Consider the following 25,403-nt stretch of genomic DNA (forward strand, 5'->3'; position numbering starts at 1 on the left):
GGCGAGTCCGAAACGGAACGCTTCGAAGGGGGCCGGTGAACAAGCGTTCAACGGCCCTTTTGCTGTCTGATCCAGGTCGATCCCAGCCACCGCTTGCGGTGGCCACTGACAAATTCCGTGGGTGCTGAAATATGTACCGCCGAATGTGTCAGTCGGTGACACAGGTCTTACACTTCCCCGGGTTTCGCGAGGTCATCGGGACAAGTCCCGCTCCTAGAACACTCCCATCAACGGTCGGTCACCAGCGCACAGCACGGGCCGGCGCATACGAAAATTGATGAGGAGATAAGGAATGTGGAGTCTTACCACCAATGTATTCTCGCTGCCGGCACTCTTCGGCATCCGAGGTTCCATGGCCCGCCCGGCGGGTGAAACGGACACTCGGATCGTCGCCGCCCTGAGGGAATTGTCGACCTTCGAAGATCACGAGTTGAGCGACATCGGCCTCTGTCGGTCCGACCTGACGCCGGAGGGCTTGGTCCTTGCCGGTGAGCGCCGGAAGACGCAGCAGGCCGCCATCGACAGGGAAGCCGCCTTCTCCGTCAGCGCGGTCCGGAGGGCCAACTGATGGGAGCGCGTTTTCAAGATATCAGGGGCCTCGGGCGGGCCGGCCTTTCCCTCGTCGCGGATGACCTTCGCGGCGGTCGGCCCGGTATCGACAGCGTCTCGCTCGCGCCCGGGATCCGCCGCGCGGATTTCGAGCAGCCCAGGCTCGACTTCTCGTGTTCCAACATCGGGAACGTTCTGGTCATCGACCTTTTTGGGGATATCGCCAGCCGCACGACCGGTGCGCTGAAGGATGCGCTGATGGCACCGATCGCCGCCGGAAGCGTCCGGATCGTCGTCGATCTGTCCGCAGTACGGTCCATGACGCGGGCCGGTGTCGGGCCGTTCATCATCGCGGCGAAGCTTGCGCGGTTTCGCGGTGGCGACCTGCGGATTTGTGGGGCCGATGCGGCCGCCGCAGAGATGCTTTCAGGCCTTGGGCATCATTACCTGGTCCGTGTCGATCGCAGCCGTAAAGAGGCCGTGGCCGCGCTGGCCAAAGCACAGGGCAAAGACGAGATGGCGTGGTCGACCGCAGAAAACCTGTGCCAGCCGTCGCTCATACCGGAGAGGCTGACATGATCGCGCAGATATTTCCGGACGATCCGGCGACGCTTCTGACCGGCCTCGCCGCGATCCTGTGCCTGAGCAGCAGCCCCGCCTTCGGCAATCGAAAGGCGATGCTGACGGCCCAGTTGGCCGCAAGTGCCTTCTTCCTTGCGCATTACCTGTGCCTTGGGATCACGGTCGCCGCTGCGGCCAATGCGCTTGGCTTCGTTCAGACCCTGGCGGCGATCCTTGCGCCATGCAGCGCGAGGATGAACCGGCTGGGCTATGGCCTGATCGGCCTGATGCTGCTGGGCGGGTTCTGGTTCTGGCAGGGCCCGATCTCGGGGCTGAGCATGCTTGCCATGACGGCGATCGCGCTCGGGCGGATGCAGACCGATCAGCTCAGGCTGCGGCTGCTGCTGCTTGCCGGAGGCGCGGCATGGATCGCACATGACTTCATCGGCGAAGCCTGGCTCGCGCTTGTCGCGGATATCGGAGCCTTCATGATCGGTCTCGTCGCCCTTGTCGCGATGCATGTGTGCATTCGGATTGAGTGGCGGCTGCCGGCCCCGATGTCCGCAAACCCCGCCGCCTGACGCTCATGCAGGCCGCAAGGCACGGCCTGCCAACTTCACACCCCATTCACACAGGATTTCAGGACATGACACTGTTTAACGCCGCCATCACAAAGCCCGGAACTGGCCTTTCCATAGGGAAGCTGGTCTGGGCTACGGCCCGCCACTTTCGCCCCAAGTCCCGGGATGACCTCGGTTCGCTAACAGACCACATGCTCGAGGACATCGGGCTGACCCGCTTCCATGTCGACCGCGCAGGACGGGGCTTGCCGTTCTTCTGAAGACCGGCCGCCTCGCAACAAAGACCCCAACCAACCCAAACAGGAGAAAAGACATGACCAAACTTGGATTTGCAGAATACATCTGGCTCGACGGCGGCACGCCTACGCAGGGCCTTCGCTCCAAAGCGCGCGTTATAAGCGTGCCGTCCAGCCCCGTCGCTGCCGACTTCCCGATCTGGAGCTTCGACGGCTCCTCCACCGGGCAGGCTGAGGGCGAGGATTCCGACTGCTTCCTCGAGCCGGTCTGTGTTGTCGCGGACCCGAAGCGGGGCGTGGGCAGCTACCTCGTGCTGTGCGAGGTGATGAACCCCGACGGCACGCCGCATGACACCAACCACCGGGCCGCGCTGCGCAGCACGCTGGCAAAGGCGGGCGACGAAGCCCCCTGGGCCGGGTTCGAGCAGGAGTATACGATCTACCGAGATGGCCGCCCGCTCGGGTTTCCCGAGAACGGTTACCCCCGCCCGCAGGGTCCCTATTATTGCAGCGTGGGGGCCGATGTGGCCTATGGACGGAACCTGGCCGATGCCCATGCGGCGTCCTGCCTCGACGCCGGGATCATGATTTACGGCATCAATGCCGAGGTCATGCCGGGTCAGTGGGAATTCCAGATCGGCCCCCGTGGCATCGACGCAGAACCGGCGGATGCGCTCACCATGTCAGACCATGTCTGGCTCGCGCGGTTCCTCCTTCAGCGCGAGGCCGAGCGGTTCGGCTATGTCATCTCGTTCTCGAACAAACCGATGGCGGGCGACTGGAACGGCGCAGGGATGCACACCAACTTCTCGACCGCCGCGACCCGCAGCCAGATGGGCGGACGCAAGGCGATCAAGGCCGCCGTCACCCGTCTAGGCAATGCCCATGACAAGCACATCGCGGAATATGGGGCTGATCTTGCCTCGCGTCTGACTGGTCTGCACGAGACCTGCAGCATCCTCGACTTCCGCTCGGGCATCGCGCATCGCGGCGCCTCGATCCGGATCCCGCAGCCGGTGGCACGCAAGGGCTATGGCTATTTTGAGGATCGACGACCCGGCGCCAACGCGGATCCCTACCGCGTCGTAAACTGCCTCGTGGACACGGTCTGCTGCGCGCAAGACGCCGTGCCTCAGGTCGCTCAGGAAGCCGTCTAACGGCCCCGGCGGATGGTATCGCCGCGGTCGGGGGCATGTCGATCGAAACATCGGCATGCCTCCGACAGCCACTTGCACCCAATTCGGGGATGCAGGCGTTCAGGGGCAGTCCCGAAACCTCTGATCCGCGCGGATTCGGGACCCAAGAGGGCCGACGGATCGAGGATCGTCTCCGCCCCGACGATGAGCGACATGAAAGAATGGCCAGCGCAGACGGCTCGAACGGGCCCGTCCGAGGGCAAAAAGCGTGGCCGACAACGCGGCGCGGTTGACGGGTCCCGAAAGGGTCCCGTCCGAACGCTAGCTTCCGGCCCAGTTCCGCCAGCCGTCCGATCCGACAACGCTCATGCTGCACGCGTTCGCCGGACGGTTTCGTCCTCGGGCACGCCCGGCCGGAGCGGGCCGCAGCGGACGCCATGCCGGCGGGCGACTTCGTCCAGGGCGGCACGGCACCAGGCGGTGCGGCGGGCACCGTACCGCTTGATGCCCAACAGGGCCCGAAGCCGCCGATATATGGGAAAGACACTGTCGAGGTCGGTGCCGCAGCGCATCATCGTCCTGGCCGGCAGCGTCTCGATCAGCGCGATGGTGTTGGCGTAGGTCAGCGCGGCGATGGCGGCGACATAGGCCTGTGGCGAGCGGGCGAAAAGCGCATCGCCGTCCATCTCGTAGAGCGGCATCCGTGACATCCGGTCCGAAAGGAAGGCATGCGTCATCAGGAACGCCGCCGTCGTGCTGAGGAAGTGCGTCGTGGCGTTCGGCACGATGCGCAGCACCTGCCCGTCGGCCGAGAGGCACGGCGCCTGCGGGCGCGGGTGCCGCATCAGTTGGCCGGTGCAGCCCACGATCAGCGCCCCGGGCTCGACAGGGCGGTGGGCGCCGCTGCGCAGGATCATTTCCGGCCCCTCCGGCCCGTCGACGACGTCCTCGAGATGATCGCCGATCACCTCGGAGAGCCCACCCGCGATCGTATCGCGCTCCGCATCGGACAGAAGGCCGAAGAGGAAGCGCCGCCCTGCGCCGACGGCGGTGCCGTAGTGCTGCGCGATCCGGTCGTGGATCGCATCCTCGTTCGTGCCGTCGAAGCGCAGCGCGATATCACGGAAGAAATCGGCCACCAACACGCCGGTCCACCAGCGCCGGGGTGACTTCGGAAACAGCATCTCGCGGCGCATGAAGGTGGTGCCAGTCCCGTCGATCAGGGTGACCGGGCGACGGTCGTCCCCCGACACGATGCGGTGAATCGCGTCCATCCCGGTCTTTCCCCCGCCAACGACGTAGACCGGCGCCGCAGGCCGGCTGTGCAGGGCCGTGATGAGGTCTTCGGAGGCCACGGAGTCGACCGCGCGGCTGGACAGGCTGAGTGGCGCGGAGCGCGGAACGTTGTAGCCCGTGGCCCAGACGACGCGACGGGCGCGCAGCTCGCTGGCTGGGCCGTCGGCGGCCAGGCATAGCCGGACAAGCTGGTGGTCGCCCTCCGGTTGGCAGGACTGGGCGTACTGGCCGAAGTGCTCCTCGACCCGAAGCCGGGTGCGGAGGTTTTTGTAGCAGCGTTCGAGGTGCCGTGCGACCTCGCCGCGGGAGGCGAGGTAGTCCGCCGGCCGTCGCCAGTTCCAGGGCATGTTGCCGACAGTGAATGCCGTGTGGGGTTGATGCAGGTGGCAGTGATCGTAGATCCAGGTCCACATGCCGCCGGGTCGGGCGTTGGCATCGACAAGCGCGACCCGGGCGTCCTTCGGCAGGAGGTCGGCAGCCGCCGCAAGGGCGTTGAGGCCGGCAATGCCCGCACCGATGACCACGAGGTCGAAGAGGGGCGCTGCAGGCGATTGAAGCGGGTAGGTCTGGGCCGGCAATTTCATCGTAGATCTCCCAGGGGTCTGACGCCCTCGGCGATCCTCAGGGAATGGAGGCCACGCGGCGCGCGTTTGCCGTAGCGATCGGACCGTGTCGGGCCGATGTCTGTGATAAGGTCGTCCGGCATGTCGGAGAGCCGGTCCAGTCGCCGACGGATACCGATAAGGCCTTTCACGGCTTTGAAGAGGGTCGCCAGTTTCGAGCGGCGCGGCAAAGCCGCCGGAAGAGGCACGTCAAAGTGTTCGGAGGACGTCATTTCTAATGCTCCTTTGAGGGCTGTGGGGGCATGTAGTTGGGGTCAGTTCCGTTCTCGCGCCGCATTCGACAACCAGGCGGCTGTAACCGGCTCGTATGCGTTCGACCGACTGATCGCAGAGCGGGCCGGTGGCTCGGGAAACGATCTGCCCGTCGAGGTGGACAATCGTGACATCGCCCTTGATTTCGTTCTGGCTGAGCATCGCTCTTCCCCATCTGGCAGTGCCGAGGAAAAAAGCTCTGCCCGGCCATGGGGCGTCCAATAGTCCAACCCGCGTTGTAGCGAGCGTTGTTGTCGCCGTTTTAGTTGGGACGACCCAACGTTGTTTTTCCCGAGCCGGTCGCGGTCCGGAGTGAGATACGATCCTCCTCAAAAAAATTGATCACGGATGTGACATAGGATCGCCATGTCGGCTCATAGCCGACAAGAACACGGTTCCGGCTCTCCCGCGGCACAAAGCGCCAGGGATGGTTGAGGCGAGTTCCGCCAGTGTCCCAGATGCCTGTGAGCATGTCCACGGAACCCAACGTTCTGCTCGCGCCCGAACCCGTTTTCGATTGGACTTGTCGCGGTTTGATGCCCGACGAACAGGCGTTGTCACGGTAACTTCGGGTTGCCCGAGAAATTGCTTCAGTCCGCATTCAAGCGGCAACGATTTGATGCCACTCGGCCATCGCTTTGGCGCGTGTCTGACGGAGGGTCCGGCGGGAGATCAGGTGGCGTTGCAGGTTGAATTGATTGTAAATGGCATCGTGGACGGCCAAAAACCGCTGCATCGAGCAGGGCGATTTGAACCGGCCCATTCGCCGTTCTCGTCGGCGTGTTGGTTGATGTGAGACTTCAGCCCGATTGTTCGATCGACCGCCTGTGACATGAAGGTGGTTCAGGCCGAGTTCTCGAAGCGCTGCGGAATAGGAACCCAGCTTATCGGTGACGATCCTGTCCGGAACGTAGCCCCGCTTTTTCAGGAGTTTACGCGTGAGGTTCAGGGCTGCGCGCTTGTTTCGGCGTGATTGGGCGAGGACTTCAAGAACCTCGCCTTCGTCGTCAACGGCGCGCCACAGGTAAACCCGCTTACCACGGATACGGACAAAAACCTCATCAAGATGCCAGGTTCCCGAAGGCTGAACTCTGCGAGGAGGAGGGCAGGATCGAACAGTCGGTCCGGAATGCAAAAGCCAGATGAGTCGACTTGGACCGGATAGATTGCGTCCAATGATGTGTCGCGTCATCTGGCAAAGAGGAGCGGGAAGCAGCCGTTCGTTGCTTTAGCGTTGGAGTGTGGGCGAATTCCTTGAACCGGACATTCAAACTGCAATACGTGCCATCACCGCGGAGGATAGCGGCTTTGTCGCACAAACTTTCGGACAAACCGAGCCGTCGGTGGCCCCCTGCCAGTCGATTTGTTAGAATTTCGGGCCATGTCGGGGCGCACTTTCGATGACAACGCTTCACTTTTTCTTCGGCTGTGGGATCGGCCGCTGGTGTTCGATGCGGAAGGAGAGCCGGTCCGGTTCCCGACGCAGAAGGCACGTGCACTGTTCGTCTACCTTGCCCGAGCCGGAGAAGATGGCGCAGCCCGCGGGCATTTGTCGGAACTGTTCTGGCCGGGCAGACCGGAGCGGGATGCGCGCCGGGCTTTGCGCGGGACCTTGTACGAGATGCGCAGCGCGCTGTGCCAAGGTGCCAACAAGATCGTGCGGCAGTCGCGTGACCGACTTTCGGTGAATCCGGAGTCGATCGCTACCGAGTTCAGAGGCGGTGATGGCAATCCTGGTCATGCGGCCGGCGAATTCCTGATCGGGCTCGAGATCGGCACGCCCGGCTTCGACCAGTGGTGCGCGGAAGAGCGGGCGCGGTTGTGCGAGGCGGCGGTTGGCAGGGCGGTCGCGTCCATGGAGGTGTGCCTCGCGGAAGGTCGCTTCGCGGCTGCACTCGGCGCGGCCGAACAGGTCATGGCCCTCGATCCCCTGAGCGAACTGGGCTGCCGCGGCGCCATGCGCGCGCTGAGCGGGATCGGCCGGCGCGCCGATGCGCTGCGGCGCTACGCGGCGTTCCGCGCGACACTGGCGGAGGACCTGGGCGCCGCGCCGGAAGCGGCGACCGAGCGTTTGGCGGATCACATCCGGCAAGCCGACGACCGCCTGCCGCACGTCGCGCTCAGCAGGCCGGACATGCCCTCGCTCGTCGTGATGCCGTTCGCGGACCTGACCGGGGGCGACAAGGCGCATCTGGTCGATGGGATGGCTGCGGACGTGCGCACCGCGCTGGCGCGCGACAGGGCGCTGTTCGTGGTGGCCGGCGACTCGGCAGACACCTATCGGGAAACCATGCTCGGTGCGGCCGAGATCGCGGGGGAACTGGGGGTGCGCTACCTGCTGCAGGGCCGGGTCCGGCTGGATGACGAGCGGTTGCGGCTTGATGTCGAACTGGCCGACGGACCGCGAAAAACCGTGGTTTGGAGCGAGCGGTACGACCGGCTTCGCGGGTCGATCCTGAGCGTTCAGGATGAGGTGGTGGCACAGATCGTGGCTACGTTGCGCGGCTACAAGGGAATCGTGCAACGCAACGAGGCGCAGCTTGCCCGGGCCAAGTCCGAAGCCGACCTTGAAACCCATGATCACCTGATGCGCGGCATGATGCTGAAGGAAAGGTTCCTGAAGGAAGACATGCGCGCCGCACGCGATCATTTTGATCAGGCGCTGGCGCTGTCCCCGAACTCGGCACCCGCGCATGGCTGGCTCGCCTGGACGTGGTTCTTCGAGGTGTATCTGGGGTGGGCGAACGATCCCGCGGAGGCCCTGGCACTGACCGAGCAGAATGCCCGGAGGTCGGTGCAACTCGACCCGGATCTCGACTTCGCGCACTGGGCGCTCGGCGCCGCTTATCTTGCCGCGGGCGACAATGCAGCGGCGCTCGACTGTTTCGACCGGGCGCTGGAACTCAATCCGAACAATTCCGATGCCCTTGCCAACTGCGCGTGGCCATTGATGTTCGAAGGCCGGACGGAGGAGGCGGTCTCCCGGCTGGAGCGCGCGATGCGGCTGAACCCGTTCCACCCGGACTGGTATCTCTGGGGCCTGGGGATGGCCCGGTATCTTCAGGGCAAATTCCCCGAGGCCTGCGCGGCACTCGGCCGGATGGCGCAACCCAACGAGCAGAGCAAGGCCTTCGAGATCGCCGCGCTCTTCCGCGTCGGCGAGGCCGAGCGGGCACGCGAGGAGGTTCTCGCGCTCGACCGGCTGGCCCCGGGTGCGCAGGTTGCGGACATCGTCGCACCGCTCGGGTTCAGGGACCACCGGGTGCAGATTGCGTTGGCGGATGCCCTTCACGCCGCAGGCGTCGCGGGCTGAGCGGCAAGCGACCAACGGTTTTCCGACGCGAATCGGTTTCCCTCCAGGCTGTCGAAAGACCGAAAACAGGAGGACATCAAGATGCAGACCAACGACGAAACTGCGATCCGAGACACTATCGACCGCTACGTGGAGGGCATGCGCACCGCCGACGTCGCGCTGCTCAGATCCGCGTTCCACGAACACGCCAACATGTTCGGCGATTTTGGCGATGACCTGATGGCCGCCCCGATCGAGTCGCTGTTCGACTGGGCCGCCGCGGAACTGGAACCCGGGGCAACAGGTGCCGATCACCGGGTCGAGATCGAGGACGTCGAAATCGCCGGCGAAGTCGCCCTGGCCCGCGTGCACGAGCGGGACTTTTTCGGCGGCGACGCGCGCGAGTTCTTCACGCTCGTGCGGTCGCCCGACGGCTGGCGGATCACCTGCAAGTCCTGGGCGACGATCGGCTGACATCTCTCCACCAGCCCGAATTCAATCCGCGAAACCATACTCTGCCAAGAAAAGGCGGTTTACGATGCCCGACCCGTTTCAGAATGTTTCCGCCGCGGGTGACGCGATGATTGGTCAGATCATCGCCGCGCTCGAAGACCGGGCCGACGATCCCGCGATGAATGAGATCATCGCGCGCTACTTCGCCGAACTCGACTGGCCCGAAGGGGGCACGCTGCTGGAGGTCGGCTGCGGCACAGGTCCCGTGGCACGGGCCGCGGCGCGCCATAGTCCCGGAACAAAGGTGATCGGGACCGATCCGGCCAAGGAACTTGTCACGGATGCGCGGAACCGCGCGACTGACATACCGAACCTGCGTTTCGAGGCCTGCGATGGTGCGCTACAGCCGGTGGATGCGGGTTCGGTGGACGCGGTGATCCTGCACACGGTACTCAGTCACGTCGCGGACCCGCAGCCGCTGCTGGCCGAGGCATTCCGCGTGCTGCGACCGGGCGGACAACTGGCTGTCTGCGACGCGGATTTCTCGCGGCTGTCGCTGGCGCTGTGTCCGGACGATCCGCTCGAAGCCTGTGCCATCGGGTTCACGCGGAACTTCGTGACCGATCCCTGGCTCGCGGCGCGCCTCAGGCCTTTGCTAGCCGAGGCGGGGTTCGAGACCGAAACATTCCGGACCGAGACCAGGCTTGACCTCGATGGTCACGGCGGCCCGGTGTGGACGCAATTCGCGACGGGGCACCTCGTCGCAGATGGGATCATCGGTCAGCCGCTCGCGGACGCGCTCGTCGCCGAATGCCAGCGCCGCATCGATGCCGGAACCCTCTACGGCTTCAATCCGTTCGTGACAGCGGTCGTGCGCCGACCCTGAACTGGGTGCGGGCCTGGGCAGCGAGGGCGAATGGCATTGCCCGTGCCTCCCCCTCACTGCTCGTCGTCGACTGGCCGCACGCTCTGATTGCCGCGGAACAGGTTTTCGGGGTCCTCGCGCACCCAACCGAGCACCCACGCCGACGGCCCATCGAGGCGTTCGGCGCCTGGATGGGCGCATATGCATCGCATGAACGGTAGAGTCCCGTTACAGCGTCATCAACTTCTTCTGACCGACGGCAACGGAATGCGTCGGCCAAGCAGGCTCATAGGACTCCGGGCATATTCTCAGCCACTGCTGCGGCGTGTCTCTTCGCAGGCAGGATGATTCAAGACGTCCGCGTAGCTGCTTCGCACGAGCCACCTGGTCAGGGTCCGGGCCATCAATTCATCTCCGCTCAGGCAGATCCTGTCGGCATCAATCTCGGCCTCGAAGGTCGAATGCCCCATCCAGGCGGCGGTGAGCGCCCGAAGGTCGCAGACCACGAACAGGTCCACCTCGTGCTTGGGGTCCGTGAAGCAGAGGTCGGTTTCCTCACCGGGCTTGGACAGTAACCAGTAATGGACGGTCTCCTCGGGAGGTTGTTCGAGGATGAACTGGATGACGCATTTCCGCCGGGGAAGCTCGAGCTGGTCGATCTTGCGCCGGATGTTCCACATCAGCAGCTGCGCATCGAGGTCCTGCAGCGACACCTCGCTGTCGATGTTCCGGTGCGCCCACTCGCCCAACCCGCGGATCAGCGGCTCGGCCTCATCAGCCATTGCCGTCGTGACATATTCCGCGTGGCCACCCGGCCCGTCGGTCTTCTTGCGCACCAGCCCGTTGGCTTCCAGTTCCTTCAGGCGCTTAGACAGAAGCCCGGGCGACATGCCGGGAACGCCGCGCTGGATCTCGTTGAACCGGGTGGAGCCGGACCACATCTCGGTGAGAACCAGCATCGTCCAGCGGGGCTCGAGCAGGCTCGCTGCCATGACGACGGGACAGAATCTCGGATAGTTCGAATCTGGCATCTCGGCACCTCCGCTTTGACCCAAACATGCCGCCCGCCCTTTCGTCCACTTCACATAGTGTAGCGGGTTTGCTGCATTTGCTGAACTGGGCCGGTCCGATCCGGCCGTGAGAGGGTCGTTTCATCGAAACCGCAAAGGAAGGAGTGGAATCATGCCTCTTGTAGACATCGAACTGGTCGAAGGCGTCTTCGACGACCAGCAGAAGGCGAAGATGATCGAGAAACTGACCGACGCGATGGTCGAGGTCGAAGGCGAGAACATGCGCCAGGTAACCTGGGTGCGGGTCAAGGAGGTCCGCAGCGGTCACTGGGGCATCGGTGGCAACCCGCTAAGGACCGAGGACCTCAAGGCGATGGCCGCCGAATGAGCATCGCTGCCGGCCGGGCCATCCTCCGGGGCGGCCCGGCCCGGGAACCGCCTGGAGGAACAGTCATGGACAGGAACAGTAACGCGCGGGAGGCGCAGTTGCGCGCCATCTCCGTCTTCGTGAAGAGACCGGAGCATGCCCATGTCGTCAACCGCGGCACCGCCGAGGTTCGAGAGGGGCTGAGTTGCGTCTACGAGCAGGACGGTCACCGGATCGCCCTCGACATGCCCGAGGCGATCGGCGGCAGTGGCGAAGGGCCGTCTCCCGGTTACTTTGGACGCGCGGCGATCTGCGGGTGCCTTGCCATCGGGATCAAGATGACGGCAGCGCGGGACGATCTGCGGCTTGATGCGGTGCGCGTCGGAATCGAGCAGGACTTCGACATTCGCGGAGTGCTGGGCATGGAGGGTGTGAATGCCGCCCCCGGCGATACGCGGATCACCATCGAGATCACGAGCCTCGAACCCGAGGCGCAGCTGCGACTGATGGTCGACCGCGCGTTCGCGGCGGATCCGTGGTTTCTGGCTTTCCGAGATGCGCAACCGATCCGCACGGCGGTTTCCGTCATCGAGGAGATCGCGTGATGGAGGCGCGCTTGCAGACCCGTGTCCAGCGCTACGGCTGGGATGCAGCCGCCCCGCATTACCATTCGGGTTGGGAGGCGCAGCTGCGACCGGCCCATGACAGGCTGATGGAGATGGCCGGGCCTGCGCTTGGCCAGCGGGTCATCGCGGTTGCCTGCGGAAGCGGACTGGTGACGAAACGGCTGGCGGACCGGATCGGACCCACGGGCCGTCTGCTCGCCACGGGCGTTGTCACGGTAACTTCGGGTCGCCTGAGAAATGGCTAAGATACGGTGTCAAGTGGACTATTTTTCCTATCTTATCTGATTTTAACCCCCGTACCCCCCCGCAAATCTTAATGAAAGTATGAAAAAACAGGTGTTTGGGAAAAACGGGGGGGCGGCTAACCCCCGTCAACCTCCGTCATCTGGTTGCGCCCGCCGTACCCGCCCTGCTATCGCAGGCCCATGGAACGTCGCATCAAGCGTCAAACCAAGAAAGACCCCGAGGGCCGCCTCTTGATGCTGTTCGAGGTTGTTGACGTCATCAACGGTGAGGAACGCCACTCCGGCGAGCGCCCGTTGTTCGATACGCGGGAGAAGGCGCAGGCTTGGATTGATCGGCATCGCCCGCGTTAGCTTCGCAACCGTCTACAATTTTTCCGGCTATCAGATTACACTCGACAACTTCGGCTTGTTATTGCCAATGACATGCAACATCGGATCAAGCGTCGCGTTAAGAATACCTCCGACAACCGCCTCGTAACCCGGTTCGAGGTTGTCGAGGTAATCGATGGGAAGGTTCATCACTCCCATGATCGTCCCTTGTTTCGGACGAAGGACGAGGCGGAGAGATGGATTTATAAGTATGGTTCGCGAAAGAGATACTGACGCGGACCCTCACCAAATTGGATGCAGGGTGAAGGCCCGCGCCACTAGGAGTGGACCCAGCGCGCCAACGCTGTGATTTGAACGGCCCAATCTCTGCCAGCAACCTTGCCTGTCTCGCGCCTGCCGTGCAACCGAAAGCTGTGCTTCTATCCGGGGCGGTTTTTGTTGTAGGGGTTGCTATCCTTCATATCTGCCGTGCGGAGGAAGCCGGTATCGAACGCTCGATCCTGTATCCTGCAGATCACCCGTTTTGTGTGCCGTCGTGGTGTCTCAGTGCCGTGGCGACCAGTTCTGCCAGCCGACATGCCTCGCCTTCACTCTGGGCGGCCGCTTGGTCAAAACCACGCGCCAGGTCTTCGCGTGCATTCGGGCCGTTTGTGACGGCCTCTGCCATTCCCATGACCATTGCCACTGCCGCGTGTCGCACCTCGATCACTTGATCCTCAAGTGCTTTGATTTTTTCTTCCGGCGTCATGGTGCCCTTTCGATATGCATCCGCGTTTATTGACAGTGGCAGCCTGTAACGGCTCGCGACCTATGCGTAATCCAATCTCTGATTGGTGGTAAAGAACCCATCTGATGTTGAGCACGATAGAATTCTGGAAGTTGCATCGTCTTTGTCGTCCGACGCCATCACGTTGGATGTTTTGCTCTTCTTGTAAAACATTGGCGTTTTCTCTGGAACGGACTGGACTGCGGCGCCCTTTCGAGCGTTGCTGTCCCTGCGCCCGGCACATGGTTCGGGCTTCTCTCGGTGACAGGGCCGGCATAGGGCCAGCCCCGTAAACCGGGAGAACTCCATGACGAAGAAGAACACTAAAACGGCAAGTAAGAAGGCCGGGAGCGCGGAGCGCAAACGGCCGGGTCGCAAATCGCAGGGCGCGGCGCCGAGGAATCCCAAGACCGCGCTGGTGCGCGAGATGCTGGAAGGCGAGGTCGGTGCGAGCCTGGACGATCTCTGCAAAGCGACCGGCTGGCAGCCGCACACCGTTCGGGCGGCGCTCAGCGGCCTGCGCAAGACGGGAAACGTAATCAACCGCACCAAGAATGATGCAGGCAAGTCGATTTATCGCGTCACGGATACAGGCGGTGCCACGTGATGCCTCATGTCGACGAGATAGAAGCGATGGATCGCCAGCAGCTCTTAGCGCTCTGGCAAGATCTCTTCGACGTGCCGCCGCCAAAGAGCCTGAGCCGGCCCTTCCTGCGACGGGTGCTCGCCTTCGAGGTGCAGGCCCGCGCGATGGGCGCTTTGCCTAAGGGCTTCATCACCAAATTGGAGCGAGCGGCAGGCGAGGACGCGCCCAAGCGCAGTGATGGCCTGAAGCCCGGCGGCCGGCTTCTGCGTGAGTGGAACGGTGTCACCCACGTCGTTGATGTCACCGAGCAGGGGTTTCGATGGCGGGACAAAACTTGGCGCTCGCTTTCGGCCATCGCGCGTGAGATCACCGGTGCGCACTGGTCGGGGCCGCGTTTCTTCGGCTTGAATGGCGGGGCAGGGCGGTGAGCCGCAAAATCCGTTGCGCCATCTATACCCGGAAATCGACGGAGGACGGGCTGGAGCAGGGTTTCAACTCCCTCGACGCCCAGCACGAGGCCTGTGCGGCCTATGTGACCAGCCAGCGTGGCGAAGGCTGGACCCTACTGCCCGCCCGCTATGACGATGGCGGCGTGTCGGGCGGCACGTTGGAACGCCCGGGCCTGCAACGCCTTATGGCCGACATCGTGTTAATTTCCGCTGAGAAGTGACCCGGTATTTTCACCGAGATTTGACCCGCCCTTACAGCTTATCAGCGGTCATGTTTTGGTCAATGCGGGGGTCTCCTTTCGCTTTTGCTTTGCAGCCTCGGAGCTGGCCTTGAAGCGGTAGCTGTCGTTGCCGGTCTCCAGGATATGACAGCGATGTGTGAGGCGATCGAGGAGCGCCGTTGTCATCTTGGCGTCGCCGAAGACCTGGGCCCATTCCGCGAAGCTGAGGTTGGTTGTGATGATGACACTGGTGCGCTCATAGAGCTTGCTGAGGAGATGGAACAGCAAGGCGCCACCGGACGCACTGAACGGCAGGTAACCGAGCTCGTCGAGGATGACCAAGTCGATTTTGGTCAGCATCTCAGCCATCTTCCCGGCCTTTCCGATGGCCTTCTCTTGTTCGAGAGCATTCACGAGTTCCACGGTTGAGAAGAAGCGGACCTTGCGACGATGATGCTCGATGGCCTGGACGCCGATCGCTGTCGCAACGTGGCTTTTTCCGGTGCCTGGGCCGCCTATGAGGACGACGTTCTCTGCGTTTTCCATGAACTCCCCGCGATGCAGCTGCCGGACTGTGGCCTCGTTGATGTCGCTGGAGGCAAAGTCGAAGCCCGCGAGATCCTTGTAGGCTGGGAAGCGCGCGACCTTCATGTGGTTGGCGATGGATCGGACTTCCCGTTCAGCCATCTCCGCCTTGAGCAGCTGGGACAACATCGGCGTTGCGGCCTCGAAGGCAGGTGCACCTTGGGCGACGAGATCATCGACGGCCTGGGCCATGCCGTGCAGCTTGAGGCTGCGCAGCATGATCACGATCGAAGCCCCTGCAGGATCATGACGCATGACGCTTCTCCGTGGTTTGCCTCAGGCCGTCATAGCGGTCGACATCGGCCTTCGGGGCGGTCGCCAGCGCCAGCGCTTCCGGCGGATCGATCTCGGGGGGATCGGTCTGTTTGCGGTCGACCAGCCTGTGGAGCAGGTTCAGGATGTGCGTCTTGGTTGGCACGCCGGCCTCCAGAGCCAGTTCTACGGCGCACAAGACCGCCTCTTCGTCATGGTGGAGCACCAGGGACAGGATATCGACCATCTCCCGGTCCCCACCTTCCTTGCGCAGCATGTGATCCTGCAGGCGGCGGAAGGCGTCGGGCATCTCCGTGAACGGCGCGCCGTTGCGCAGCGCTCCTGGTTTGCGTTGGATGACCGCGAGATAGTGCCGCCAATCATAGACGACCCGGCCCGGCTTGTGGTGCGAGCGCTCAATGATGCGCGCATGTGTGCACACCGTCTGCCCCTCCGCCACGATGACCAACCGATCGGGGTAGACATGCAGGCTGACGGGGCGGTTCGCGAAGCTGGCAGGGACGCTGTATCGGTTGCGTTCAAAGGTCACCAAACACGTTGGCGATACACGTTTGCCGTGCTCGACAAACCCGTCGAATGCGGGGGGCAATGCCATGAGCATGGGCTTCTCTGCTTCCCAGACATCTGCGATTGAACCGGGCAATGTCTGATGCGCCGTTTCCGCCCAGAGGGCGATACAGCGATCCTCCAGCCACTGGTTCAGCTCGTCCAGCGTGTCGAAGACCGGTATGATCTGCCAGAGGCGGTTGCGGGCGTCTCGTACGCTCTTCTCGACCTGACCTTTCTCCCAACCCGCGGCAGGATTGCAGAACTCTGGCTCAAACACGTAGTGGCTGGCCATGGCTTGGAAGCGCGCATTGATATCGCGCTGCTTGCCGCGACCGACACGGTCCACGGCCGTCTTCATATTGTCATAAATCCCACGGCCAGGCACTCCGCCGAAGACGCGGAATGCATGCCAATGGGCATCGAACAGCATCTCATGGGTCTGAAGCAGATAGGCCCGAACCAGGAAAGCGCGGCTGTGGGACAGCTTCGTGTGTGCGACCTGGAGCTTGATACGCTCACCGCCGAGGGTGGCCCAGTCCTCGCTCCAGTCGAACTGGAAGGCTTCGCCAGGCTGGAAGACCAACGGCACATAGGTGCCGCGTCCCGTTGTTTGCTCGGCCAGGTGCCGATCTGCGCGCCACGCCCGGGCAAACGCGGCGACACGCCCGTAGGACCCGTCGTAGCCGAGCTTCACCAAGTCTTCGTGCATCTTCTTCAGGCAGCGGCGCTCTTTGCGCGGCTTGCGCGTTTGCGCCAGAAGCCATGCGGAAAGTCGATCCGCATAAGGGTCCAGCTTGCTGGCGCGTGGCGGCGTCTTGAACCTTGGTTCAACAGCGCCCTCGCGAAGATACTTCCGGATGGTGTTGCGAGACAGGCCCGTGCGCCTGGCGATCTCGCGAATGGGCATCTTGTCACGCAAGGCCCAACGTCGAATGACACTCAAAAATCCCATGTCGATCACTCCATGTCTCCCCGACAAAACCCGTCAGGGAAAGGTGTTCACATGGGTCAATTCTCAGTGAAAAATTTGAAGCCTACCGGGTCACTTCTCAGCGGAAATTAACAGTCAGAGACTGGATCGCCGCGGTCGGCTCGAAGACTGCGTTCATTGAGCCCGGATCACCCTGGGAGAACGGCTATTGCGAAAGCTTCAATGCCCGCTTCCGCGACGAACTGCTTAACGGCGAACTCTTCTACACACTCAAGGAGGCGAGGATCATCATCGAAACCTGGAGAAGACACTACAACACCGTTCGGCCTCACAGCGCCCTTGGATACCGGCCACCCGCACCGGAAAGTATCGTCCAGATGGACCAGAGGCCGGTTATGCACTAACAATCAACCTGGATCACTCAGTGGGGGCATCCCACCATCCTAACAGCGAACACGAAAGAGTTCTGTTAACGCTGGAAAGCGTTTAACCCGCGTTTCGGCGACTCAATAAAGCACATCGAATCCGCTCTGAGAAGCCGCGCCATCTCGCGCCGTACCCACTTTGGGCTGGTATATACCGACCGCAGCTGCAGTATCTGAGGTAATCGCAACCGTCCGGTGTGGGCTCGTTCCGGACCTTCGCCGCAAGGTTCGCGAAGGCCGGCAACGCGGACTTTCCTGACTTTCGCTGCGACTGCGCGGTGTGAGATTTGTGCAGTGTCCTCACGGCGACCCTGAGATCGGTGCCGTCAGGCAGCCTCGTAGCTGGAGAAGATTTTCGTCCCGCCATCTCTGAGGATCAGGAACACATCGTAGACTTCCCGCTCATCCTCTGGCCCCATGCCCGGTGATCCGTAAGGCATCCCGGGCACGGCGAGACCGACGGCATCGGGACGCTCGGATAGCAGCCGTCGAATGTCGGCCGTCGGCACGTGTCCTTCGATCATGTAGCCCTCGATCTCGCCGGTGTGGCAGGAGGTCATGTTCTGGGGGATGCCGTTCTCGAGCTTGTGCCGGATCAGGAGGGTGCCGAAGCTGCGCTCGGTGGTGACCTTGAAGCCGTCCTCTTTCAGGATCTCGATCCAGGCGGTGCAGCAGCCACAGTTCGGATCTTTCAGAACGTGGATCGCGGGAGAGCTTTGGGACAGTCCGGCGGTCGGTGCCGTCGCGGCGAAACACGCGGCGGAGGCCATCATGGCGCGGCGGGTGAGGGTCATCAGGGTTCCTTTCAGGTCGTTGCGGCTGCGTGATCGGGGCGTGTCTCAGCGGTCAGACCGACGTGCCCCGCAGGATCAGGTGTGCCGGTGGGCCGGAAGAACAGCAGCCGGAGCGCGTTCATCGTGACCAGCACCGTGGCGCCGGTATCCGCAAGGATCGCGATCCAGAGGCCGGTGATGCCAAGGACGGTAGTTACGAGGAAGACCGCCTTTAGCCCGAGGGCGATCGCGATGTTCTGGCGGATGTTCGACATGGTGGCCCGGGCGAGGCGGATCTTGCCCGACACATCGGTCACGCGGTTGCGCAGGATCGCCGCGTCGGCGGTCTCGAGCGCGACATCGGTGCCCGAGCCCATTGCAACGCCGACATGCGCGGCGGCGAGCGCGGGCGCGTCGTTGATCCCGTCGCCGATCATCATCACCCGGGCCTCCGCCGTCAGGTCGCGGATCGCCGTCACCTTGTCCTCCGGCATCAGTTCCGAACGATGTTCGATCCCGAGCCCCTCAGCGATAGCTTGGGCCGTGCGCGGGTTGTCCCCCGTCAGCATGACCGAAGAGATGCCGAGCCCGCGCAGTTGCGCGATAGCGTTTGCCGCGTCGTCCCGCGGCTCGTCCCTGAGCGCGATGAGGCCCTGAGGCACGTCATTGCAGAGCACGATGACCACCGTCTTGCCCTCGGCTTCCAGTGCCGCCACGCGGGTCCGCAGGTCGTCCGTGAGTGCGCCGCGCTCGTTCGCCAGCCGTGGGGAGCCCACGCTGACGGTCACACCGTCGATGGAGGCTTCCGCCCCCTTGCCGGGAAGCGCGCGGCCGCCGGTGGCCGTCGCCGCGCCCACGCCTCGCCACTCGGCCTCGGCGCAGATCGCCTGTCCGAGCGGGTGGCTCGCGCCGCTCTCGACCCCGGCGGCAAGCGCCATGAGGTCGTCGTCGCTTCCGCTCAACACAGAGACATCTGTCACGCGGGGCCTGCCATGTGTGAGCGTCCCGGTCTTGTCGAAGGCGACATGGGTCGTGCGGGCCGCCGACTCGATCACCGCGCCGCCCTTCATCAGCAGACCGTTGCGCGCGCCGGTCGAGAGCGCTGAAGTGATCGAGGCCGGCACCGAGATCACCAGCGCGCAGGGGCAGCCGATCAGCAGCAGCGCCAGCGCCCGGTAGACCCACTCGCCCCAAGCCAGCCCGAAGGCCAGCGGCGGAACGATAGCGACGAGAACAGCGACCCCGACCACAGCGGGCATGTAGACCCGGCTGAACCGGTCGATGAAGCGCTCGGTCGGCGCGCGGGCGCTCTCGGCCTCTTCCACGAGGCGGACAATGCGGGCGATGGTGTTGTCCTCGGCCGACCTCAACACCCGCACGCGCAGCAGAGCTTCGGTGTTGATCGACCCCGCGAAGACCTCCGCGCCCGGCTCCTTGAGGCTCGGGACGCTCTCGCCGGTCACTGGGCTCTCGTCGACACCCGACGTGCCGTCGATCACCTCGCCGTCGCAGGGAACGCGATCACCGGGGCGGACCTGAACGACCTGGCCCAACTGGAGCCTCTCGGCCGCGACCTCCCGTGTCTTGCCACCCACTTCGAGCCGTGCCGTCTTCGGCACGAGCTTCGAGAGTGCGCGAATGCTGTCGCGCGCCTTGCCCGCAGAGACGCCTTCCAGGAGTTCGCCCACGGCGAAGAGGAAAACGACGAGCGCCGCCTCTTCCGGCTCGCCGATTATCAGCGCGCCACCAGCGGCGATGGTCATCAGCATCTCGATAGTGAAGGGCATTCCCGCCCGCGTCATGGCGAAGGCGCGCTGCGCCACGGGCACGATCCCGACCAGCGTCGCCAGGACGAATGCCCAATGCGCGATCTCAGTCGGCAGGACGAGGCGGGACGCCCAAGCCGCCGCGAGCAATGCGCCGGTGCCGAGCACGAGGCGACCCTTGGACGTCTCCAACCAGGAGGTCGGCGCGTCATCGGCGGGCCCAGTGATCTCCTTCGGCTCGCTGTCGATTTCCACGGCCTCCGCCGCATCCGGAAAGGCTCCCTCCGGCAGGACAAAGCCGCCCTGGGGTTTCTCTGGCCGCGCGCCTTTTGGCGCGATCCCGAAGCCGACGCCGCGCACTGCCTTCTCGATGTGCTCTGGCGGTGTCTGTGTCTCATCGAGCGTCAGTCGCAACCGCTCGGCCATCAGGGCGACATCGACACGCTCGACGCCAGGCAGGCGCTCGACTGCGCCGCGCACCTTGGCGGCGCATGACCCGCAATCCATGCCTGTAACGCGCCATTCGCGTTGTTTTGCACTCGTGTCTGCCATGAAGGCTCTCCGTCGTGATTCTTCGATCGACCCTTGATATACGACCTACAGCAACTGTAGGTTCAAGCCTCGGCTGGAGATTTTCTACAACGTTTGCCGTGGTGAGGAGCCACGCGATCCCCGCACCACAGGGCCGTAGGAGGAAACCCATGCTTTCAATCGGCACTCTCGCCAAGCGCACCGGCACAAAGGTGCAAACGATCCGATACTACGAACAGATTGGTCTAATGCCTGAGCCCGGTCGGACAGATGGTGGCCAGAGACGCTATGGGGATGTCGAGCTTGATCGTCTTTCCTTCATCCGTCACTCCCGGCAGCTCGGCTTCTCGCTTGGCGCGATCCGCGAGCTTCTGGATCTTTCTGACAGTCCGGAACGGTCATGTGCGCAGGTCGATGCAGTCGCCCAGAAACAGCTGCGCGAGGTCGAGGCGCGCATCGCGCGTCTCGAGGCGCTCCGGATCGAACTTCGGCGAATGATCGGCGAGTGCAGGGCCGATCGGGTTGCGAACTGCCGCATCCTTGAGGTGCTACGCGACCACGAAGAGTGCCTCTCCGATCACGACCGGCCCAGTTCCTGATGCCGACCGTGTTGATCTATCCTTTCGCTGCGCTGGCCGAGATCGCCGGCTGCTTTGCAATCTGGGCCTGGTGGCGGGGCGCGTCGATCTTCTGGCTGCTGCCAGGGATTGCGAGCCTTGTGCTGTTCGGCTGGCTTCTGGCACAGGTCGAGGCAGGTTTCGCCGGTCGAGCCTATGCCGCCTACGGCGGCGTATATATCGCCGCGTCGCTTCTCTGGATGTGGAGCGCAGAGGGGCAGCGGCCTGACGTATGGGACATCGCCGGTGCCTGCCTGTGCCTGATCGGCGCCGCAGTAATCCTTCTCGCACCACGCGCAGGTTGATAAAGGCTCAAGCCAGACCTTCGCCGCGTTATGCATGAATGGCCGCACTGGGCCGTTGCCTACTGCCTAAACGGAATGACGTTTGAACCACCGTTTGCGAAGGCGACTGCACCTTCACTGCGAATGGTCCTTATTGCCTCCGCGAATGCGGCTCGGTCGTCTTCAAAGAGATCATCCCAGACAATGGAAGTCCCGTCTTCGGTCACAACTTCCAGCGACCAACCGTCCCCACCTTCGAGTTTGTAGATGTCCACCTTAAATGTCACGCCATCCTCAACAATGCGCTGCGAGGCGCTGGAAATGACAAGGTTGGGTTCGGGTTCCATCTGAATACCTCTTTGATCTTCCGCTGATGATAGAAGCACTGGAGATGGAAGCCAATGTCCGCAAAGCGGGATGCTGTTGCAGCATCTGGAGCAATCGACAGATGGCAGGTTAGGGCCGTTCGCGACGTGGCACTTGACCCTTTTATCTGCATGAAATATTGGTCTGCAGTGTTGAGCGGGCGTTGTGTAATGGTAAGACCTCAGCCTTCCAAGCTCGTGTTTTCCTCCAAGACGTGGATCAGCCTTCAAAGTTTCCCGGCCGACAAATAGCCTGCAAAACCCAGAACCTACGGGACTTGGCGTTCGGTTACTTGCGGACCGGCCTTTTCAAATTGCGTTTCTGGCGCTCGACATTGATCGGGTGACGACGACCGAGGGCCCGGCGAAACCCATACCCCTTGGTCCAGTTCAGGAACTGGCTGAAACTGTCCACCTGGTCATCCCATTTTCCCCTGGGGAAACTCTGGAGCTCGCGTTTGAAGGTTTTGAGCCACGGCGCGTCAACCGGCAGGTAAACGTTCCCTTCTTCGACCGGAGCGCAGGCCGCATTGAAACGGACTTCCTTGTCATGCTCTGGCTTGATCGACACGGCCTGCCTGTAGTCGTTCACCCCAAATTCCTGCAGCAAGGGTTTCCCGCTGGCCGCGTCCTCGATCAGTACGCGGTCGACTTGCCAGTCGTCACAGAGCCTGAACGCCTTTTGCTTGAGCTCGGGAAAATCCAACTGGTCGCGGAAGACGTGCAACAAGTACCAGCGGCGCTCACGAAACCCCCAGGTCGTGCAAACCGAGTAATCCGATCCCGGGTCAGACGACATGCCGGTATCCCAGCTTTGGACCACCAGTTCATAGTCATTGCGCGACAAGTGCTCCTCGTAGCTGCCGAACCACTCCCAGCGAAGGGGCGAGCCGTCGGGCGCGATCGGGTTTTGCTGATACTGACAGTTGAACGTCGTGGTCCCCAGTTCCTTGCGCATACGCTCAAGGGTTTCGAGATCCATCCTCTCGGGGAACAATGCCTCGCCTGTCTTGCGCAGGTGAACCTGCCCCACACCGATGGCAATTTGTTCGTCCTGCTCGGCAATGGCCGTGAGATTCAAATGCCGATACGTGCCCTTTTCGAGCAGATAGCCGGGCGGGTCCATCTCGTGGAGACGTTGGGCAATCATCGCAACACGACCTTCGCTGGGATTGTTGAACCGGGTCAGCAGGGTCTCCTCGATGTAGATTCTGGCCCTCTCCAGCTCCGTTTCGGATGCCGCGTCCTGAGCTTTCAGAAGATCATCGATGATGATGTAGTCCGCCCCGAACCCCGTGACGGCGCCGCTGATGGAAACGGCCTTGCGGCCGCCCCCTTTGGTCGTGCGGAAATCGTAGGCCGAGTTGCCCTTGGCAGCGAGGCGCGTCCCAGGAAACACACGCTTGTACCAGTCCGACTCCATGATCCTTCGGCAGGCTTCGGAGTGGATCCGCGCGAGGTCCAGGCCGTAGCTTGCCACAATGATCTTGGCGCTGGGATAATGGCCAAGGATAAAGGCAGACAAGGCCACGGCGACGGTGATCGACTTGAGATGGCGCGGCGGCACGTTGATGACCAGTCGGGTATTTTTGCCGGAGAGCAAATGGTCAAGCTCGTGACACATGGCTTGCACGTGCCAGGCAGGAACGAACTGGTCCTCTTCACCCTGGTGCAGGGTCTCGAAGGCCTTCCACACAAACGCAAAAAGGTTTTTCCGATAGAGGGCTGTCGCTGCCTGGGCGCCAAGCTCGGGAGCCTGAAACGTCATTGGTGCTCTCCCTCATCGTCGTCGGCGTCAAACAAGCCCTTGCCACCGACCTCGAAAAAATAACGCAGGACATCTTCGTCCGTTTGGTCGGTCCGTACGATCTGTGCGTCTTGCTCAGCATCTGACGCATCAGCATCCGCCAAGGGGAGGAGTTTGATCAGCCGGTCTTGCGCCCGGGCGTCGCCTTCAAGCCCGGACTTGAGCAAAGTGCGGAACAACGCTTCGATCATTGTAATCTGCTTGCGGCGTCCGTTTTCCTTGATGTTAACCGTACTGAAGAGACGCTCTCGGAAAATGGTCGCGACGTTCTTCGACCCCTTCGGCCGACCCTTGGGATTGCCCGACTGGCCTTTCTTGAACTGGCTGTGCTTCGGCGGTTTGCCGTAGCCCACCTCGTAGTCCTTGTCATCGTCACTGGTCGTCATGGGTCTGCTCATCTTCGTTGGAGTTCGTCGCGTCTTCGCGGTCGGCGAAGGTCTCGCCGGTCTCAAGGTGAGTGGCCGTCTCGCCGGTCAGCGCCTGCCACCGGCGGATCGCCACGTCGACGTAAAGCGGGTCGAGCTCGATCGCGCGGGCAGAGCGGCCCGCCTTCTCAGCGGCGAGCACCGTGGCGCCCGATCCGCAGAAAGGATCGAGCACGATCTCGCCGCGGTGGCTCACGTCCCGGATGGCATCGGCAACGAGCGCGGTCGGCTTGACCGTGGGGTGATCGACGAGATCCTCGCTACGGCCTTTGCGGAACGTATTGACGCCGGCGTAGTCCCAGACGTTGGTCCGGTAGCGGCCGTGACGGCCGAGCTCGACATTGTTGATATGGCCCACGTCGCCTTTCTTGAAGATGCAGACCATCTCGTGCTTCGAGCGGTAAAGGCTGCCCATGCCGCCATTGGTCTTGTTCCAGACGCAGAGATTGATGAGCGACAAGCCTTCCGCCTTGCCGGCATCGATCAAATCGGCCAGGTGGCGCCAGTCCATGCAGATCATGCAGATCCCGCCATCCATGACGTGAGCCATGCTCTGGCGGATGAAGGCCCGCAGGAAGTCGCGGAATTCCGCGTCGCTCATCTCGCCAACGCCCATGGCAAAGTCACGGTGGGTGCCGGTGTCACCCATACGCACGTGACCATTGATCGGCACGTTGTAAGGCGGATCGGTGAAGATCATCCGCGCGGTATCCTCGCCCATGAGCGCGGAATAGGCGGACGGCTCAAGCGCATTGCCGCATAGGATGCGATGCCGGCCCAGCTGCCAGATCTCCCCGGGACAGGTGACAGGGCCTGCCTGCGGATCCGGTTCATCGACCGTTTCCTTGTCTTCGGTGTCATCCTCTGTCGGAGCGTCGCCGAGAATGATGTCGAGCTCCGGCGTATCGAACCCGGTGAGCGTGAGATCACACTCGAGTTCACCGGCAAGGTCGAGATCGCTGAGGTCCAGGATCTCGAACCGCAGGATCTCGTCGTCCCAGTCGGAGAGTTCGGCAATGCGGTTGTCGGCGATCCGGTAGGCCTTGATCTGGGCGTCGGTCAGGTGATCGAGTTGGACGGTCGGAACGGTCTCGAGCTTGAGCCGCTTGGCGGCCTCGAACCGACCGTGGCCGGCCACGATCGCGCGGTCGCGGTCAATGAGTACGGGGTTGTTGAACCCGAACTCCCGGATCGACCGGGCAATGAGATCGATCTGCTTGTCGCTGTGCTGCCGCGCGTTGCGCGCGTAGGGCTTCAGCCGGTCAATGGGCAGGGCGGTGGTCGCCGGTGCCTTGGCCGGTTTCTTTCTGGGTTTAGGATGGGACATACATGTCTCCTGAGTTTCACGAACCCCAAGGGGGCGGTTGCGGGAAACCAGGATCCGGAGACGGAACAGAGCAGCTCAACGGCGCTTCGGACCTTGCGATCCGGCTCCTGGTTGAGGCTGCTCCCTGTCGGCCACGAGGGGCCAGTGGGTATTCTGCCAAACTGTGAAGTATCGCGCGTGCAAGACGGCGTACGGCGATGGTGGATAGGTAACGAGTTGATCCCGATCTGGCAAGAGGTAAATTTGAAAAAATGCAGCGTTGACAAAGAATTAGGGGTATCCAACCTGAGCGATTATTTGT

At 62.9% G+C, this 25,403-nt stretch carries 30 protein-coding genes and 2 pseudogenes; 18 read left to right on the plus strand and 14 right to left on the minus strand.

Annotated elements, in window-relative coordinates; translation table 11 throughout:
- The first annotated feature begins 292 nt into the window (after positions 1-292).
- The 5 genes from RIdsm_RS08060 (at position 293) to RIdsm_RS08080 (ending at position 3,084) form a co-directional block, all read left to right on the plus strand.
- Positions 293-568, plus strand: a complete 276-nt coding sequence (locus RIdsm_RS08060) for a DUF1127 domain-containing protein (RefSeq protein WP_057814207.1) — start codon at positions 293-295, stop codon at positions 566-568.
- Positions 568-1,128, plus strand: a complete 561-nt coding sequence (locus tag RIdsm_RS08065) for an STAS domain-containing protein (protein ID WP_057814205.1) — start codon at positions 568-570, stop codon at positions 1,126-1,128. The genes RIdsm_RS08060 and RIdsm_RS08065 overlap by 1 nt, the downstream gene beginning before the upstream one ends.
- The gene (locus tag RIdsm_RS08070) at positions 1,125-1,691 is read left to right on the plus strand and encodes a YgjV family protein (RefSeq protein ID WP_057814203.1); all 567 of its coding nucleotides are present in this window, start codon (positions 1,125-1,127) and stop codon (positions 1,689-1,691) included. Before RIdsm_RS08065 ends, RIdsm_RS08070 begins: the two co-directional genes overlap by 4 nt.
- Before the next feature lie 65 nt (positions 1,692-1,756).
- Positions 1,757-1,951 carry a DUF1127 domain-containing protein gene (locus tag RIdsm_RS08075; protein ID WP_160325814.1) on the plus strand — a complete coding sequence of 65 codons (195 nt, stop codon included), beginning with the start codon at positions 1,757-1,759 and terminating at the stop codon, positions 1,949-1,951.
- Between the two features lie 53 nt (positions 1,952-2,004).
- Entirely contained in the window at positions 2,005-3,084 is a 1,080-nt protein-coding gene (locus RIdsm_RS08080) for a glutamine synthetase beta-grasp domain-containing protein (protein WP_057814200.1), read from the plus strand.
- Between the two features lie 344 nt (positions 3,085-3,428).
- On the opposite strand, the gene RIdsm_RS08085 is transcribed toward RIdsm_RS08080, so the two are convergent.
- The 3 genes from RIdsm_RS08085 to RIdsm_RS08095 form a co-directional block, all read right to left on the minus strand.
- Positions 3,429-4,943 carry an FAD-dependent oxidoreductase gene (locus tag RIdsm_RS08085; RefSeq protein ID WP_057814199.1) on the minus strand — a complete coding sequence of 505 codons (1,515 nt, stop codon included), beginning with the start codon at positions 4,941-4,943 and terminating at the stop codon, positions 3,429-3,431.
- Entirely contained in the window at positions 4,940-5,194 is a 255-nt protein-coding gene (locus RIdsm_RS08090; RefSeq protein WP_057814198.1) for a hypothetical protein, read from the minus strand. The genes RIdsm_RS08085 and RIdsm_RS08090 overlap by 4 nt, the downstream gene beginning before the upstream one ends.
- Before the next feature lie 641 nt (positions 5,195-5,835).
- The gene (locus RIdsm_RS08095; RefSeq protein ID WP_057814196.1) at positions 5,836-6,426 is read right to left on the minus strand and encodes an IS6 family transposase; all 591 of its coding nucleotides are present in this window, start codon (positions 6,424-6,426) and stop codon (positions 5,836-5,838) included.
- A gap of 189 nt (positions 6,427-6,615) precedes the next feature.
- Between RIdsm_RS08095 and RIdsm_RS08100 the strand changes: the two genes are divergently transcribed.
- From RIdsm_RS08100 to RIdsm_RS08110, 3 genes are all read left to right on the plus strand, one after another.
- The gene (locus RIdsm_RS08100; RefSeq protein ID WP_057814194.1) at positions 6,616-8,547 is read left to right on the plus strand and encodes a BTAD domain-containing putative transcriptional regulator; all 1,932 of its coding nucleotides are present in this window, start codon (positions 6,616-6,618) and stop codon (positions 8,545-8,547) included.
- Between the two features lie 81 nt (positions 8,548-8,628).
- A complete protein-coding gene (locus RIdsm_RS08105; RefSeq protein WP_057814187.1) occupies positions 8,629-9,000 on the plus strand; it encodes a nuclear transport factor 2 family protein in 372 nt (123 codons plus the stop codon).
- A gap of 64 nt (positions 9,001-9,064) precedes the next feature.
- Positions 9,065-9,865: a methyltransferase domain-containing protein gene (locus RIdsm_RS08110; RefSeq protein WP_057814183.1), complete on the plus strand. Its 801-nt coding sequence runs from the start codon at positions 9,065-9,067 to the stop codon at positions 9,863-9,865.
- A gap of 287 nt (positions 9,866-10,152) precedes the next feature.
- Here the strand turns inward: RIdsm_RS08110 and RIdsm_RS08115 are convergent, their stop codons facing one another.
- Complete coding sequence (locus tag RIdsm_RS08115; RefSeq protein WP_057814181.1) at positions 10,153-10,875, minus strand: winged helix-turn-helix transcriptional regulator; 723 nt, start codon at positions 10,873-10,875, stop codon at positions 10,153-10,155.
- Positions 10,876-11,026: 151 nt separating this feature from the next.
- Between RIdsm_RS08115 and RIdsm_RS08120 the strand changes: the two genes are divergently transcribed.
- The 4 genes from RIdsm_RS08120 (at position 11,027) to RIdsm_RS30065 (ending at position 12,443) form a co-directional block, all read left to right on the plus strand.
- Positions 11,027-11,242, plus strand: a complete 216-nt coding sequence (locus RIdsm_RS08120) for a tautomerase family protein (RefSeq protein WP_057814179.1) — start codon at positions 11,027-11,029, stop codon at positions 11,240-11,242.
- Positions 11,243-11,307: 65 nt separating this feature from the next.
- Positions 11,308-11,826 (plus strand): OsmC family protein, encoded by a 519-nt coding sequence (locus RIdsm_RS08125; protein ID WP_057814178.1) that lies wholly within the window; start codon positions 11,308-11,310, stop codon positions 11,824-11,826.
- Positions 11,826-12,092, plus strand: a complete 267-nt coding sequence (locus RIdsm_RS08130) for a hypothetical protein (protein ID WP_057814177.1) — start codon at positions 11,826-11,828, stop codon at positions 12,090-12,092. Before RIdsm_RS08125 ends, RIdsm_RS08130 begins: the two co-directional genes overlap by 1 nt.
- Positions 12,093-12,272: 180 nt before the next feature.
- Positions 12,273-12,443, plus strand: a complete 171-nt coding sequence (locus RIdsm_RS30065) for a hypothetical protein (protein WP_160325813.1) — start codon at positions 12,273-12,275, stop codon at positions 12,441-12,443.
- 30 nt (positions 12,444-12,473) lie between these two features.
- On the opposite strand, the gene RIdsm_RS30070 is transcribed toward RIdsm_RS30065, so the two are convergent.
- The gene (locus tag RIdsm_RS30070; RefSeq protein WP_177228398.1) at positions 12,474-12,611 is read right to left on the minus strand and encodes a hypothetical protein; all 138 of its coding nucleotides are present in this window, start codon (positions 12,609-12,611) and stop codon (positions 12,474-12,476) included.
- Between the two features lie 325 nt (positions 12,612-12,936).
- Positions 12,937-13,170, minus strand: a complete 234-nt coding sequence (locus RIdsm_RS08135; RefSeq protein ID WP_057814175.1) for a hypothetical protein — start codon at positions 13,168-13,170, stop codon at positions 12,937-12,939.
- A 325-nt stretch (positions 13,171-13,495) separates the two neighbouring features.
- Between RIdsm_RS08135 and RIdsm_RS08140 the strand changes: the two genes are divergently transcribed.
- The 3 genes and pseudogenes from RIdsm_RS08140 to RIdsm_RS08150 all read left to right on the plus strand — a co-directional run.
- Positions 13,496-13,795: a DUF3489 domain-containing protein gene (locus tag RIdsm_RS08140; RefSeq protein WP_057814174.1), complete on the plus strand. Its 300-nt coding sequence runs from the start codon at positions 13,496-13,498 to the stop codon at positions 13,793-13,795.
- A complete protein-coding gene (locus RIdsm_RS08145; protein WP_057814173.1) occupies positions 13,795-14,202 on the plus strand; it encodes a DUF2924 domain-containing protein in 408 nt (135 codons plus the stop codon). The genes RIdsm_RS08140 and RIdsm_RS08145 overlap by 1 nt, the downstream gene beginning before the upstream one ends.
- Positions 14,199-14,420, plus strand: a pseudogene (locus RIdsm_RS08150) (recombinase family protein); the annotation flags it as partial. The gene RIdsm_RS08145 and the pseudogene RIdsm_RS08150, both read left to right, overlap by 4 nt.
- Before the next feature lie 72 nt (positions 14,421-14,492).
- Here the strand turns inward: RIdsm_RS08150 and istB are convergent.
- Together istB and istA are read right to left on the minus strand one after the other, a co-directional pair.
- A complete protein-coding gene (gene istB / locus RIdsm_RS08155) occupies positions 14,493-15,284 on the minus strand; it encodes an IS21-like element helper ATPase IstB (protein WP_057814171.1) in 792 nt (263 codons plus the stop codon).
- Complete coding sequence (gene istA, locus RIdsm_RS08160) at positions 15,274-16,803, minus strand: IS21 family transposase (protein WP_057814387.1); 1,530 nt, start codon at positions 16,801-16,803, stop codon at positions 15,274-15,276. Before istA ends, istB begins: the two co-directional genes overlap by 11 nt.
- A gap of 113 nt (positions 16,804-16,916) precedes the next feature.
- Here istA and RIdsm_RS08165 point away from each other — a divergent pair.
- A pseudogene (locus RIdsm_RS08165) lies at positions 16,917-17,186 on the plus strand (integrase core domain-containing protein); the annotation flags it as partial.
- 347 nt (positions 17,187-17,533) lie between these two features.
- On the opposite strand, the gene RIdsm_RS08170 reads toward RIdsm_RS08165, so the two are convergent.
- Positions 17,534-18,001: a DUF411 domain-containing protein gene (locus RIdsm_RS08170; protein WP_057814170.1), complete on the minus strand. Its 468-nt coding sequence runs from the start codon at positions 17,999-18,001 to the stop codon at positions 17,534-17,536.
- Between the two features lie 11 nt (positions 18,002-18,012).
- Entirely contained in the window at positions 18,013-20,298 is a 2,286-nt protein-coding gene (locus RIdsm_RS08175) for a heavy metal translocating P-type ATPase (RefSeq protein ID WP_057814169.1), read from the minus strand.
- A gap of 149 nt (positions 20,299-20,447) precedes the next feature.
- Between RIdsm_RS08175 and RIdsm_RS08180 the strand changes: the two genes are divergently transcribed.
- A complete protein-coding gene (locus tag RIdsm_RS08180) occupies positions 20,448-20,876 on the plus strand; it encodes a MerR family transcriptional regulator (protein WP_057814168.1) in 429 nt (142 codons plus the stop codon).
- Positions 20,876-21,199 (plus strand): YnfA family protein, encoded by a 324-nt coding sequence (locus RIdsm_RS08185; RefSeq protein ID WP_057814166.1) that lies wholly within the window; start codon positions 20,876-20,878, stop codon positions 21,197-21,199. The genes RIdsm_RS08180 and RIdsm_RS08185 overlap by 1 nt, the downstream gene beginning before the upstream one ends.
- Positions 21,200-21,258: 59 nt before the next feature.
- On the opposite strand, the gene RIdsm_RS08190 is transcribed toward RIdsm_RS08185, so the two are convergent.
- The 4 genes from RIdsm_RS08190 to RIdsm_RS08205 form a co-directional block, all read right to left on the minus strand.
- A complete protein-coding gene (locus RIdsm_RS08190) occupies positions 21,259-21,525 on the minus strand; it encodes a hypothetical protein (RefSeq protein WP_057814165.1) in 267 nt (88 codons plus the stop codon).
- Positions 21,526-21,832: 307 nt separating this feature from the next.
- The gene (gene terL / locus RIdsm_RS08195; protein ID WP_057814164.1) at positions 21,833-23,311 is read right to left on the minus strand and encodes a phage terminase large subunit; all 1,479 of its coding nucleotides are present in this window, start codon (positions 23,309-23,311) and stop codon (positions 21,833-21,835) included.
- On the minus strand, positions 23,308-23,736 hold the full coding sequence (locus RIdsm_RS08200; protein WP_057814162.1) for a DUF5681 domain-containing protein: 429 nt from the start codon (positions 23,734-23,736) through the stop codon (positions 23,308-23,310). The genes terL and RIdsm_RS08200 overlap by 4 nt, the downstream gene beginning before the upstream one ends.
- Positions 23,723-25,102 (minus strand): site-specific DNA-methyltransferase, encoded by a 1,380-nt coding sequence (locus RIdsm_RS08205; protein WP_057814157.1) that lies wholly within the window; start codon positions 25,100-25,102, stop codon positions 23,723-23,725. The genes RIdsm_RS08200 and RIdsm_RS08205 overlap by 14 nt, the downstream gene beginning before the upstream one ends.
- Positions 25,103-25,403 lie beyond the last annotated feature (301 nt).

It is taken from the genome of Roseovarius indicus (assembly GCF_008728195.1).
Classification (GTDB): Bacteria; Pseudomonadota; Alphaproteobacteria; order Rhodobacterales; family Rhodobacteraceae; genus Roseovarius; species Roseovarius indicus.

Bases quoted from the DNA above. Each gene is read 5' to 3' on its own strand.
- RIdsm_RS08060 (WP_057814207.1), top strand. From the start codon at position 293: ATGTGGAGTCTTACCACCAATGTATTCTCGCTGCCGGCACTCTTCGGC.
- RIdsm_RS08065 (WP_057814205.1), top strand. From the start codon at position 568: ATGGGAGCGCGTTTTCAAGATATCAGGGGCCTCGGGCGGGCCGGCCTT.
- RIdsm_RS08070 (WP_057814203.1), top strand. From the start codon at position 1,125: ATGATCGCGCAGATATTTCCGGACGATCCGGCGACGCTTCTGACCGGC.
- RIdsm_RS08075 (WP_160325814.1), top strand. From the start codon at position 1,757: ATGACACTGTTTAACGCCGCCATCACAAAGCCCGGAACTGGCCTTTCC.
- RIdsm_RS08080 (WP_057814200.1), top strand. From the start codon at position 2,005: ATGACCAAACTTGGATTTGCAGAATACATCTGGCTCGACGGCGGCACG.
- RIdsm_RS08085 (WP_057814199.1), bottom strand. From the start codon at position 4,943: ATGAAATTGCCGGCCCAGACCTACCCGCTTCAATCGCCTGCAGCGCCC.
- RIdsm_RS08090 (WP_057814198.1), bottom strand. From the start codon at position 5,194: ATGACGTCCTCCGAACACTTTGACGTGCCTCTTCCGGCGGCTTTGCCG.
- RIdsm_RS08095 (WP_057814196.1), bottom strand. From the start codon at position 6,426: ATGACGCGACACATCATTGGACGCAATCTATCCGGTCCAAGTCGACTC.
- RIdsm_RS08100 (WP_057814194.1), top strand. From the start codon at position 6,616: ATGTCGGGGCGCACTTTCGATGACAACGCTTCACTTTTTCTTCGGCTG.
- RIdsm_RS08105 (WP_057814187.1), top strand. From the start codon at position 8,629: ATGCAGACCAACGACGAAACTGCGATCCGAGACACTATCGACCGCTAC.
- RIdsm_RS08110 (WP_057814183.1), top strand. From the start codon at position 9,065: ATGCCCGACCCGTTTCAGAATGTTTCCGCCGCGGGTGACGCGATGATT.
- RIdsm_RS08115 (WP_057814181.1), bottom strand. From the start codon at position 10,875: ATGCCAGATTCGAACTATCCGAGATTCTGTCCCGTCGTCATGGCAGCG.
- RIdsm_RS08120 (WP_057814179.1), top strand. From the start codon at position 11,027: ATGCCTCTTGTAGACATCGAACTGGTCGAAGGCGTCTTCGACGACCAG.
- RIdsm_RS08125 (WP_057814178.1), top strand. From the start codon at position 11,308: ATGGACAGGAACAGTAACGCGCGGGAGGCGCAGTTGCGCGCCATCTCC.
- RIdsm_RS08130 (WP_057814177.1), top strand. From the start codon at position 11,826: ATGGAGGCGCGCTTGCAGACCCGTGTCCAGCGCTACGGCTGGGATGCA.
- RIdsm_RS30065 (WP_160325813.1), top strand. From the start codon at position 12,273: ATGGAACGTCGCATCAAGCGTCAAACCAAGAAAGACCCCGAGGGCCGC.
- RIdsm_RS30070 (WP_177228398.1), bottom strand. From the start codon at position 12,611: ATGAACCTTCCCATCGATTACCTCGACAACCTCGAACCGGGTTACGAG.
- RIdsm_RS08135 (WP_057814175.1), bottom strand. From the start codon at position 13,170: ATGACGCCGGAAGAAAAAATCAAAGCACTTGAGGATCAAGTGATCGAG.
- RIdsm_RS08140 (WP_057814174.1), top strand. From the start codon at position 13,496: ATGACGAAGAAGAACACTAAAACGGCAAGTAAGAAGGCCGGGAGCGCG.
- RIdsm_RS08145 (WP_057814173.1), top strand. From the start codon at position 13,795: ATGCCTCATGTCGACGAGATAGAAGCGATGGATCGCCAGCAGCTCTTA.
- istB (WP_057814171.1), bottom strand. From the start codon at position 15,284: ATGCGTCATGATCCTGCAGGGGCTTCGATCGTGATCATGCTGCGCAGC.
- istA (WP_057814387.1), bottom strand. From the start codon at position 16,803: ATGGGATTTTTGAGTGTCATTCGACGTTGGGCCTTGCGTGACAAGATG.
- RIdsm_RS08170 (WP_057814170.1), bottom strand. From the start codon at position 18,001: ATGACCCTCACCCGCCGCGCCATGATGGCCTCCGCCGCGTGTTTCGCC.
- RIdsm_RS08175 (WP_057814169.1), bottom strand. From the start codon at position 20,298: ATGGCAGACACGAGTGCAAAACAACGCGAATGGCGCGTTACAGGCATG.
- RIdsm_RS08180 (WP_057814168.1), top strand. From the start codon at position 20,448: ATGCTTTCAATCGGCACTCTCGCCAAGCGCACCGGCACAAAGGTGCAA.
- RIdsm_RS08185 (WP_057814166.1), top strand. From the start codon at position 20,876: ATGCCGACCGTGTTGATCTATCCTTTCGCTGCGCTGGCCGAGATCGCC.
- RIdsm_RS08190 (WP_057814165.1), bottom strand. From the start codon at position 21,525: ATGGAACCCGAACCCAACCTTGTCATTTCCAGCGCCTCGCAGCGCATT.
- terL (WP_057814164.1), bottom strand. From the start codon at position 23,311: ATGACGTTTCAGGCTCCCGAGCTTGGCGCCCAGGCAGCGACAGCCCTC.
- RIdsm_RS08200 (WP_057814162.1), bottom strand. From the start codon at position 23,736: ATGACGACCAGTGACGATGACAAGGACTACGAGGTGGGCTACGGCAAA.
- RIdsm_RS08205 (WP_057814157.1), bottom strand. From the start codon at position 25,102: ATGTCCCATCCTAAACCCAGAAAGAAACCGGCCAAGGCACCGGCGACC.